The sequence below is a fragment of the Clostridium tarantellae genome, assembly GCF_009295725.1.
In the GTDB taxonomy this organism is placed as follows: Bacteria; Bacillota; Clostridia; order Clostridiales; family Clostridiaceae; genus Sarcina; species Sarcina tarantellae.
Window position 1 is genome coordinate 1 of sequence record NZ_WHJC01000124.1, and the last position, 9713, is coordinate 9713.

The 9713-nt window shown below is 28.5% G+C and carries 10 protein-coding genes; 1 reads left to right on the forward strand and 9 read right to left on the reverse strand.

Annotation, left to right across the window (positions count from 1 at the left end; all coding sequences use genetic code 11):
- A partial coding sequence (locus tag GBZ86_RS09150; RefSeq protein WP_152889938.1) for a TIGR01906 family membrane protein occupies window positions 1-543 on the forward strand: 543 nt, incomplete at its 5' end.
- Between the two features lie 88 nt (window positions 544-631).
- On the opposite strand, the gene GBZ86_RS09155 is transcribed toward GBZ86_RS09150, so the two are convergent.
- From GBZ86_RS09155 to GBZ86_RS09195, 9 genes are all read right to left on the reverse strand, one after another.
- Window positions 632-1573, reverse strand: coding sequence for a DNA-3-methyladenine glycosylase family protein (locus GBZ86_RS09155; protein ID WP_152889940.1), 942 nt, complete (start codon window positions 1571-1573; stop codon window positions 632-634).
- Window positions 1574-1582: 9 nt separating this feature from the next.
- Complete coding sequence (locus tag GBZ86_RS09160; RefSeq protein ID WP_152889942.1) at window positions 1583-1990, reverse strand: C-GCAxxG-C-C family (seleno)protein; 408 nt, start codon at window positions 1988-1990, stop codon at window positions 1583-1585.
- A gap of 249 nt (window positions 1991-2239) precedes the next feature.
- Window positions 2240-3940: an ABC transporter ATP-binding protein gene (locus GBZ86_RS09165; RefSeq protein WP_152889944.1), complete on the reverse strand. Its 1701-nt coding sequence runs from the start codon at window positions 3938-3940 to the stop codon at window positions 2240-2242.
- Window positions 3941-4112: 172 nt separating this feature from the next.
- Complete coding sequence (locus tag GBZ86_RS09170; protein ID WP_152889946.1) at window positions 4113-4961, reverse strand: 3-hydroxybutyryl-CoA dehydrogenase; 849 nt, start codon at window positions 4959-4961, stop codon at window positions 4113-4115.
- Between the two features lie 21 nt (window positions 4962-4982).
- Entirely contained in the window at window positions 4983-5987 is a 1005-nt protein-coding gene (locus GBZ86_RS09175) for an electron transfer flavoprotein subunit alpha/FixB family protein (protein ID WP_152889948.1), read from the reverse strand.
- A 19-nt stretch (window positions 5988-6006) separates the two neighbouring features.
- On the reverse strand, window positions 6007-6786 hold the full coding sequence (locus tag GBZ86_RS09180) for an electron transfer flavoprotein subunit beta/FixA family protein (RefSeq protein WP_152889950.1): 780 nt from the start codon (window positions 6784-6786) through the stop codon (window positions 6007-6009).
- A 20-nt stretch (window positions 6787-6806) separates the two neighbouring features.
- A complete protein-coding gene (locus GBZ86_RS09185) occupies window positions 6807-7946 on the reverse strand; it encodes an acyl-CoA dehydrogenase (RefSeq protein ID WP_152889952.1) in 1140 nt (379 codons plus the stop codon).
- A 39-nt stretch (window positions 7947-7985) separates the two neighbouring features.
- Entirely contained in the window at window positions 7986-8774 is a 789-nt protein-coding gene (locus GBZ86_RS09190; protein ID WP_152889954.1) for a short-chain-enoyl-CoA hydratase, read from the reverse strand.
- Between the two features lie 250 nt (window positions 8775-9024).
- Window positions 9025-9666 carry a redox-sensing transcriptional repressor Rex gene (locus GBZ86_RS09195; protein WP_327444771.1) on the reverse strand — a complete coding sequence of 214 codons (642 nt, stop codon included), beginning with the start codon at window positions 9664-9666 and terminating at the stop codon, window positions 9025-9027.
- Window positions 9667-9713 lie beyond the last annotated feature (47 nt).

Sequence of the window (9713 nt, forward strand, 5' to 3'; positions counted from 1 at the left end):
CCTATATATTCTTTAAGCATAAAATTATTTAATTTAACTAAAATAACCGGGCTTCCATCTTCATTTTTATTAGAAGACTATAAAACTATAATTAAATTTCTTCAAATTCCTTGGATAAATAATTTAAAATTAAAATATTTTACTATGAGTTCTACAGGACATATTCATTTTAATGAAGTAAAAAATATATTTTTCTTGCTTCAAATTTTACTTATTATTTGTTTTATCATTGGCATTATTATATATATTTTAAATAAAAAAAATATTGTTATTTTTTCTTTTAAAAGTTTAAATTATTTTTTTTATTTAACATTATTAATAGTAACTATAGTCATTATAGCATTTTATGTTAATTTTAATTTATTATTCAATAAATTTCATGAAATATTTTTCAATAATGATTATTGGATTTTTGATTATAGATACGACCCTATAATATTAGCTTTACCCGAGGAATTTTTCATGCTTTGTGCCATAGCTATAATTTTATGTTTATTACTTTTTAGTATAACTGCTAAAATAATCTATAAATTCAAATCTTAATCTAAAATATTATTATGTTATAGCATGGAATATTATTACTATAAAAATTAAAAGGATAACATTTTATAAAATGTTATCCTTTTAATTTTTAAACTTTTATATTGTTTTCTCTTGCATAATAAAATAGATACTGTTGAGCAAACCCTGAAATTTCACCAAATCTATTTCTAGCAAATATTCTTATTTTATTTAATGAACTATCTTCTGCACCATAAAAATGCATCATAGCTCTTTTAACCCATACATCAACTGGAAATGCTGAATATTTATTCATAGAAAATAACATTATGCAATCTGCAACCTTTGCTCCTATTCCCATAAATTCTTGTAATGCTTTATGACAATCATCATCATTCATTTTAGCTATTTTGTCTAAATCATATTTATTTAGTATCATTTCTATTTCTTCTAGTTTATTGCTTTGTAACTCACCTTTTTTAGCAAGCTCACAATTATATATGTTTTTTACAGTATCATATATGTATTTACTTCTAAAAGATGCTCCTGTTGATTGAATCTCTTCTAAATTAGCATGAGATAACTGCTCTATTGTTGGAAAAGCATAATATATTTTTCCTTTATATTCAATTGAATTCCCCCACTTTTCACTTATATTTTTTATAGTTTTTGAAATAACAGGTATACTATTTCTAGCTGAAATTATAAATGAAATAACTAATTCAAACGGCTCTTGATTTAATAATCTTATACCATAACCATATTCTACTGAACTTTCAAGTAATTGATCCTTTGATAACTCTTCCTTTATTTTTGAATAATCTCTTTTAAGATCAAAGTATTTTAACCATATATTATTGAAATCTTCCTCATTTGTATTATATATAATTATTATATCATTTTTTTGTTCAACTTCTATTACTTTTCCATAAGCAACACCTATGAAATCATTATCATTGACTTTTTCCCACCTAAAGCATTGACCACATTCAAATGTTTGCTTTATATTAAAATTTTTAGTGTTTTTTAATATAACTTTATTATTGTAGTACTCTATATTCTCAAAATCCATAATTATCACCTATTTTCCTTCTTTTATAACTATTTGCTCTAGAACTTTTGCTGCTGCTTCTATCATAACTATACACCTATCAGCATCATCTTTTCTATATTTTGCTTTAAGTTCATCACATTTATGCGTTCCTAATTCTTCATAAAATCTATCCATAAACTCTTTAGTAAGCTCTTTTACTATTGGGCTTTCATGTCCTCTTTCATTTGTATACATTATCCCAATTACTCCTAAAGCACCTGTAGCTGCTCCACATACACTTTCTATTGCCATTCCACCACCAAAGGCAGACATAACCTTTAATGTTTCCTTAGATAAGTTTAAATTATATTCATCATTAGCTGCATACATTATACACTCTGCACAATTTAAATCATATTTTTTATCCCAATAATATACTGCTTTATCTTTTAACATTTAAATACCTCCATTTATTATCTTATTTTGAATTTTAAACTAATAATAATTATTAGTAAATACTTTTTAAACTTATGAAATTATTACTTAAATACTCATAAAACTATAATAAAAAAATATAGGATAATAGTTTATATTTAATAACATCACCATCTATCCTATATCTGTAATAATTTTTCTAAAATTTGAAAGAATACCTTAACTTATATAAATAGATGTCACTCATTAGTTGTACTTAGCTTTACACAATTAAAATCCATGTAAATTACTATATACTCCACCTAACTTAACAAGCTCTTCATGACTTCCTCTTTCCTCAATACCATTATTAGTTAGTACTAATATTTCATCAGCATTTTTCACAGTAGAAAGTCTATGGGCAACTACTAAAGTTGTTCTGTTCTCACTTAATTTTTCTAAAGATTTTTGTATTTCATATTCTGTAACATTATCAAGAGCTGAAGTTGCTTCATCTAATATTAATATAGGAGGATTTTTTAAAAATACCCTAGCAATAGAAATTCTTTGCTTTTGTCCACCTGATAATTTAACTCCTCTTTCACCAACATAGGTGTTATACCCTTCTGGCAATGTCATAATAAAATCATGAAGACTTGCTCTCTTAGCTGCCTCTATTATATCTTCATCTGAAGCATTAGGCTTTCCATAAGAAATATTCTCTTTTATGGTTCCTGTAAATAAAAACACATCTTGTTGTACCATACCTATATTATCTCTTAAAGATTTCAATTTTACATCTTTAATATTTACTCCATCTATTAAAATATCTCCACTTTCATAATCATAAATTCTAGGAATTAAATTGCATAAAGTAGTTTTTCCTCCACCAGATGGTCCTACTAAAGCTAACATTTTTCCAGCTTCTATTTCTAAACTAAAATCTTTTAATATACTTTTTTTATTTTCATATCTAAAAGTAACATTATTAATTTCTATTTTCCCTTTTACATTTCTAAGATTAATTGCATTTTCTTTTTCTTTTTCTACAACCTCTTCTATTATTTCATTAAATCTTTCAAATCCTGTCATACCAGTTTGATACATCTCAGTAAAATTTATTAATTTTCTTACTGGTTGTAAAAACATTTTTACATAAAGTATATATGCTGCAAAATCTCCTAAATCTATTGAACCATTAAAAGTAAATGTTCCTGCTAAAATTAAAACTAATAACTCTAAAGTATCCATAAAAAAAAACATACCTGAAAAATATTCAGCCATGGCTTTATATGCTTTTTCTCTTGCATTTTTAAATATATTATTACTTTTTTCAAATTTATTTAACTCATACTGCTTATTTCCAAAAGATTTAGTCACCTTTATTCCAGCTATACTGTTTTCTAAAGTTGCATTTACTTCACCTGTTTTTTCTCTAGTAGCCATAAAAGCTTTTTTCATTTTACGTCTTTTTGAAATAGTAAACCATAATAAAAATGGTAGTACAGAATATATTATTATTGTTAATGGTACATTAATTGTACATAATATAATAAATGATCCAAATAGCATTACCGTTGAAACTATTATATCCTCTGGACCGTGGTGTGCTAATTCTGATATTTCCATTAAATCATTTATAATTCTAGACATAATAACACCAGTCTTATTATTATCAAAATACTCATTAGGCAAATCTTGTAGGTGCGTAAATATATCCCTTCTCATATCTGCCTGCATTCTTACTCCAACTACATGTCCCCAATATTGCATAAAATAATTTAAAAGTGCTTTTATTAAAAATATTACTGTTAAAGTTATAGCAAAAATAACTAGAACTCTTATTTTCTTATTGGGTATGACAGTATTTATCATACTTCTTGTAATCATAGGATATATAAGATCACAAGCTGCTACAAACAATGCAGCTAATATATCAAAAATAAATAGCTTTTTATATGGTTTATAATATTTTATAAATTTTTTTAACATAGAACCTCCTTAAGTAAATAATAACTATTATATAATAATACATTTAATATATATAAAGCAATCATAATATATGTATCTTATAAAAAAGAAAGTCATGCTTTAAGTATATTACCTAAAAAATCATGACTTTCTATTATGGTCTTAATAATTTTAATTTATATAAAGTTAATTATTAAGCATTATAATTGTGAAATCCTCTTCCTGTTTTTCTTCCTAACCAACCAGCTCTTACATACTTTCTTAAAAGACTATGAGCTCTATATTTAGTATCACCTGTTTCTTTATATAAAACATCCATTATAGCTAAACATACATCTAAACCTATTAAATCTCCTAAAGCTAAAGGTCCCATTGGATGTGCAGCACCTAGCTTCATTGAAGTATCTATATCCTCTGCTGAAGCTATTCCTTCTGCTAATATTCCCACTGCTTCATTTATCATAGGAATAAGAATTCTATTAACAACAAATCCTGGTGCTTCTGCAACTTCTACTGGCTCTTTTCCAATAGCAAATGAAATTTCTTTAACTTTATCAAAAGTTTCTTGAGAAGTAGCCATTCCTCTTATTACTTCAACAAGCTTCATTATTGTTGCAGGGTTAAAGAAATGCATTCCTATAACTTTATCTGGTCTATTAGTAGCTGAAGCCACTTCTGTTATTGATAATGATGATGTATTAGTAGCTAATATAGTTTCTGGTTTACAAATCTTATCTAGATCAGCAAATATTTGTTTCTTTATTTCCATATTTTCTACTGCAGCTTCTATAACTAAATCACAATCTTCTGCTAATGTTAAATCAGTTGTTCCTGAAATTTTTGATAGAATATCTTCTTTTACTTCTTCAGTGATTTTACCCTTTGCAACTAATTTTGAGAGACCTTTGTTTATTCCCGCAATCCCTTTAGAAACAAACTCATCTTTTATATCTCTAACAATTACTTCATAACCTTTTTGTGCGAAAGCTTGAACAATTCCAGCTCCCATTGTACCTGCACCAATTACAAAAATCTTTTTCATCTCAATTACCCCCTATACCAATTAAGCTTCTTCTCTTAAAGCTTTAAACTGTGAAATCATTTCTGGAATAACTTTAGTCACTTCTCCAACTATAGCGTAATCAGCAACTTTCATTATTGGAGCTGATGCATCTTTATTTATAGCTATAATCAGATCTGAATCTTGCATACCAGCTACGTGTTGAATAGCTCCTGAAATACCACAAGCAATATATATTGTTGGTCTTACTGTTTTACCAGTTTGTCCAACTTGATAGTCTCTTTCTATCCAACCTTTATCAACTGCTCCTCTTGAAGCTGCAACTGTTCCACCTAAAACAGCTGCTAACTCTTTTAACAATTCAAAATTCTCTTTATTTCCAACACCTCTACCACCAGATACTAATATTCTAGCCTCTGATATATCAGCTATATCTTTATTTTCTTTTATTATTTCAACAATTTTTGTTCTAATATCATTGCTTTCTAAAGAAACATTAACTTCTTCTACACCATAGTTTCTATTTTCGTTTATTTTCTCAAAAACTCCCGGTCTTACAGTAGCCATTTGAGGTCTATGATCTGGACATGCAATTGTAGCCATTAGATTTCCACCAAATGCTGGTCTTGTAGCTAAAAGATCTCCATTTGTAGTATCTACATCTAAAACTGTACAATCTGCTGTTAATCCAGTTGATAATCTTGCTGCAACTCTTGGTCCTAAATCTCTACCTATAAAAGTTGCTCCTATAAATAAAATTCCTGGCTTTCTTTCTTCTGCTAATTCACATATAGCTTTAGTATATCCATCAGTTGTATAATGCTCTAATAATTCATTTTCTACAACTAAAACTTCATCTGCTCCATGCTCACCTAATTCACTTGCTAAATTTTTTATATTCTTTCCTAATAATAATGCAGTTAATTTAACACCCAATTTATCTGCAATCTTTCTTCCTTCTCCAAGTAACTCTAAAGAAACCTTTTGTAATATTCCCTCTCTTTGTTCAGCGAAAACCCATACGCCTTTGTAATCTGCTATATTCATTATCAATACCTCCTAAACTTTAGATGTAGTGCTTCTCTTTTAATTTTCCTAATACATAACTTACAGCTTCATTAACTGGTTTATTTACTAATTCTCCAGCTCCTTTAGCTTCTTTAGTCATAGACTTCTTAACCTTAGTTGGTGAACCTTTTAAGCCTAATTCCGCTTTGTCTACATCTATATCATCAGCTGACCATTTAATTATTTCTGTATTAGCTGTTGAGAAGATATGTCTAACATTCATATATCTTGGTGTATTTAATTCTTGTATAGCTGTTAAAAGTACCGGTGTTTGAACTTTTATTAATTCATAACCATCTTCTAAAGCTCGATTAACTAATAAACCATCATCTTCTACTTTTACATCTTGAACATAAGTAACCTGTGGTATATCTAAATGTTCTGCTATTTCTGGTCCAACTTGAGCAGTATCTCCATCTATAGCTTGTCTTCCAGCAAACACTATGTCATATTCAAGTTTTTTTAAAGCCCCTGCTAATGCTTTAGATGTTGCTAAAGTATCAGCACCTGCAAAAGCTCTATCTGTTATTAATATAGCTTTATCTGCGCCCATACAAAGAGCTTCTCTTAAAGCATTAGTTGCTTGAGGTGGTCCCATACTTATTACTGTTATAGTGGCACCCTTTTTATCCTTTAACTGTAAAGCTGCTTCTAATGCATGTTTATCCTCTGGATTTATTATTGATGGAACTCCATCTCTTATTAATGTTCCTGTTTTTGGATCTATTTTAACTGCTGTAGTATCTGGTACTTGTTTTAAACAAACTACTATATTCATAATCAAAAGCCCTCCCTAAACTATTTTAAAATACTTCCTGAGATAACCATTTTTTGAACTTCTGAAGTTCCTTCATAAATTTCTGTTATCTTAGCATCTCTCATCATTCTTTCAACTGGATACTCTTTTGTATATCCATATCCTCCAAAAATTTGAACTGCCTTAGTTGTTACATCCATAGCAACTTCTGCAGCAAATAGTTTAGCTCTTGCTGCTTCAACTGAATATGGCTTTCCAGCATCTTTTAAACATGCAGCCTTATAAACTAAATGTTTTGCAGCTTCCACTTTAACATCCATATCCGCAATCATCCATTGTAATCCTTGGAATGCTGTTAAAGGTCTACCAAACTGTTTTCTTTCTTTCATATAGTTAATTGCCTCTTCTAACGCACCTTCTGCTATTCCTAATGCTTGAGCTGCAATACCTATTCTACCTCCATCAAGAGTTTTCATAGCTACTCCAAAGCCTCTTCCTTCTTTACCTATTAAATTTTCTTTTGGAACTAAACAATTTTCAAATATAAGTTCAGTAGTTGATGAAGCTCTTATTCCTAATTTTTCTTCAACTTTTCCTATTGAAAATCCTGGGAAGTCTTTTTCTACTATAAATGCAGATATTCCCCTAGTCCCTTGACTTTTATCTGTCATAGCAAAAACTATAAAAGTTTCAGCTACACCTCCATTAGTTATGAATATTTTACTTCCATTTAATATATAATTATCTCCATCTAATACTGCAACTGTTTGTTGTCCAGCTGCATCTGTACCAGCACCTGGTTCAGTTAATCCAAATGCACCTATTTTTTCACCTTTTGCAAGTTGAGTTAGATATTTTTCTTTTTGAGCTGGTGTTCCAAATTGATTAATCAAAGATGCACAAAGTGAAGTATGAGCTGATAATATAACACCTGTTGTTCCACAAACCTTTGATAATTCTTCAACCGCTATTATATATGATAAAGTATCTCCCCCAGCACCACCATATTTAGACTCAAATGGTATACCCATCATGCCAAGTTCAGCCATTTTCTTTACATTTTCCATTGGAAATCTTTCTGTTTCATCTATTTCAGCAGCAATTGGTTTTACTTCATTTATAGCAAACTCTTTAACCATTTGCTTCACTAATTCTTGTTCACTTGTTAATTGAAAGTTCATTGACCTTGCCCCCCTTAATTTTATACCAATATTTTCATATTATTTATTCTTAAAAACTTTAGCTCTTCTTTCAATAAATGCAGTCATACCTTCTTTTTGATCTTCAGTTAAGAAACATGTTCCAAAATCATTTGCTTCTATAACAATTGCATTATCTATATCAACTTGCATTCCTCTATTTATAGCATCCTTGCATAATCTAACCGCTATTGGAGCATTACTTGATATTTTATTAGCCATAGACTTAGCTTCATTCATTAAACTTTCTACTGGCACAACTTTATTTACTAAACCAATTTTTAAAGCTTCATCAGCTTTTATCATATCTCCAGTATAAATAAGCTCCTTTGCTTTTCCTTCTCCAACTATTCTTGGAAGTCTTTGTGTTCCACCAAATCCTGGCGTTATTCCTAAACCTGTTTCTGGTTGAGCAAACTTAGCTTTTTCTGTAGCAATTCTTATATCACAAGACATTGCTAATTCACATCCACCACCTAATGCAAAGCCATTAATTGCAGCTATAACAGGTTTATTTAAATTTTCTAGTCTTCTAAAAACTTTATTTCCTAAAAGACCAAACTCTCTTCCTTCTACTTCTGTTAAATCCTTCATCTCTGCTATATCAGCGCCTGCAATAAAAGCCTTTTCTCCAGCACCAGTTAATATTACTACATATATATTATTATCTTCTTCTATAGCAGTAATAGCAGTATCTAAATCTTTTAAAGTTTCTGAGTTTAAAGCATTTAATGCCTTAGGTCTATTAATTGTTAATATTCCTACGTTGCCTTCTTTTTCAAAAATAACATTAGTTAGATTTAGTTCCATACCTTTTTTGCCTCCCACTTATTTTCTCAATCCCTTTTGTCTTAACAAAAATATACGTAACCCTATGTATATTCTCACTTTTTTACTTTTTTGCAAAAAATAATTGTTAATTTTATAACAATTATTTTCAAAAAAATAATTGAAGTATTTCTACTTCAATTATGATTATAATTGGTATACAAGCTTTTTTCAATAATATTTTTGAAATTTTAGAAAAAATATGAAATTTTACATATTTTTTCATGTAAATTTATTTATCTTTTTCACTTTCATTTAATAAATATACTAGAGTAAGTAAACTTTCACTTAAATGTACATTTTCTACTGTTACATCAGATGGTACATCTAAATCTACTGGAGCAAAGTTCCAAATTCCTTTTACTCCATTTTGTACTAATATATCGCATACTTTTTGAGCATTTACTCTAGGAACACAAATAATTCCTACATCTACATGATTTTCTCTTAAAAAATTAGATAATTCATCTATATCTTTTATATCTATATCTCTTATTTTTATTCCTAATAATTTAGGATTAGCATCAAAAATTGCTGTTAACTCTATACCTAATTTATTGAATTTAGTGTAATTAGCTATTGCTTGCCCTATATTTCCCGCTCCAACTATTACACTATTATAATCTTTATTCAATCCTAAAATAGAACTAATTTGGTTGTATAGCTCTTTTACATTGTAACCATATCCTTGTTGACCAAAATCTCCAAAACAATTTAAATCTTGACGTATTTGAGATGCAGTAAAACCTATTTTCTCACTTAATTCTTTAGATGATATTCTATCAACTTCGTTATTCAGTAATTCTTGTAAATATCTATGATATTTAGGAAGTCTTTTTATTACTGCCATAGATATTCCTTTTTTTCTTTCCACTTTAAGAAACACCTCTTTCTAATTATAAATATATATAACTATATTTT

Coding starts and splice junctions, on each gene's coding strand:
- GBZ86_RS09155 (WP_152889940.1), bottom strand. CDS start 1,573: ATGGATTTTGAGAATATAGAGTACTACAATAATAAAGTTATATTAAAA.
- GBZ86_RS09160 (WP_152889942.1), bottom strand. CDS start 1,990: ATGTTAAAAGATAAAGCAGTATATTATTGGGATAAAAAATATGATTTA.
- GBZ86_RS09165 (WP_152889944.1), bottom strand. CDS start 3,940: ATGTTAAAAAAATTTATAAAATATTATAAACCATATAAAAAGCTATTT.
- GBZ86_RS09170 (WP_152889946.1), bottom strand. CDS start 4,961: ATGAAAAAGATTTTTGTAATTGGTGCAGGTACAATGGGAGCTGGAATT.
- GBZ86_RS09175 (WP_152889948.1), bottom strand. CDS start 5,987: ATGAATATAGCAGATTACAAAGGCGTATGGGTTTTCGCTGAACAAAGA.
- GBZ86_RS09180 (WP_152889950.1), bottom strand. CDS start 6,786: ATGAATATAGTAGTTTGTTTAAAACAAGTACCAGATACTACAGCAGTT.
- GBZ86_RS09185 (WP_152889952.1), bottom strand. CDS start 7,946: ATGAACTTTCAATTAACAAGTGAACAAGAATTAGTGAAGCAAATGGTT.
- GBZ86_RS09190 (WP_152889954.1), bottom strand. CDS start 8,774: ATGGAACTAAATCTAACTAATGTTATTTTTGAAAAAGAAGGCAACGTA.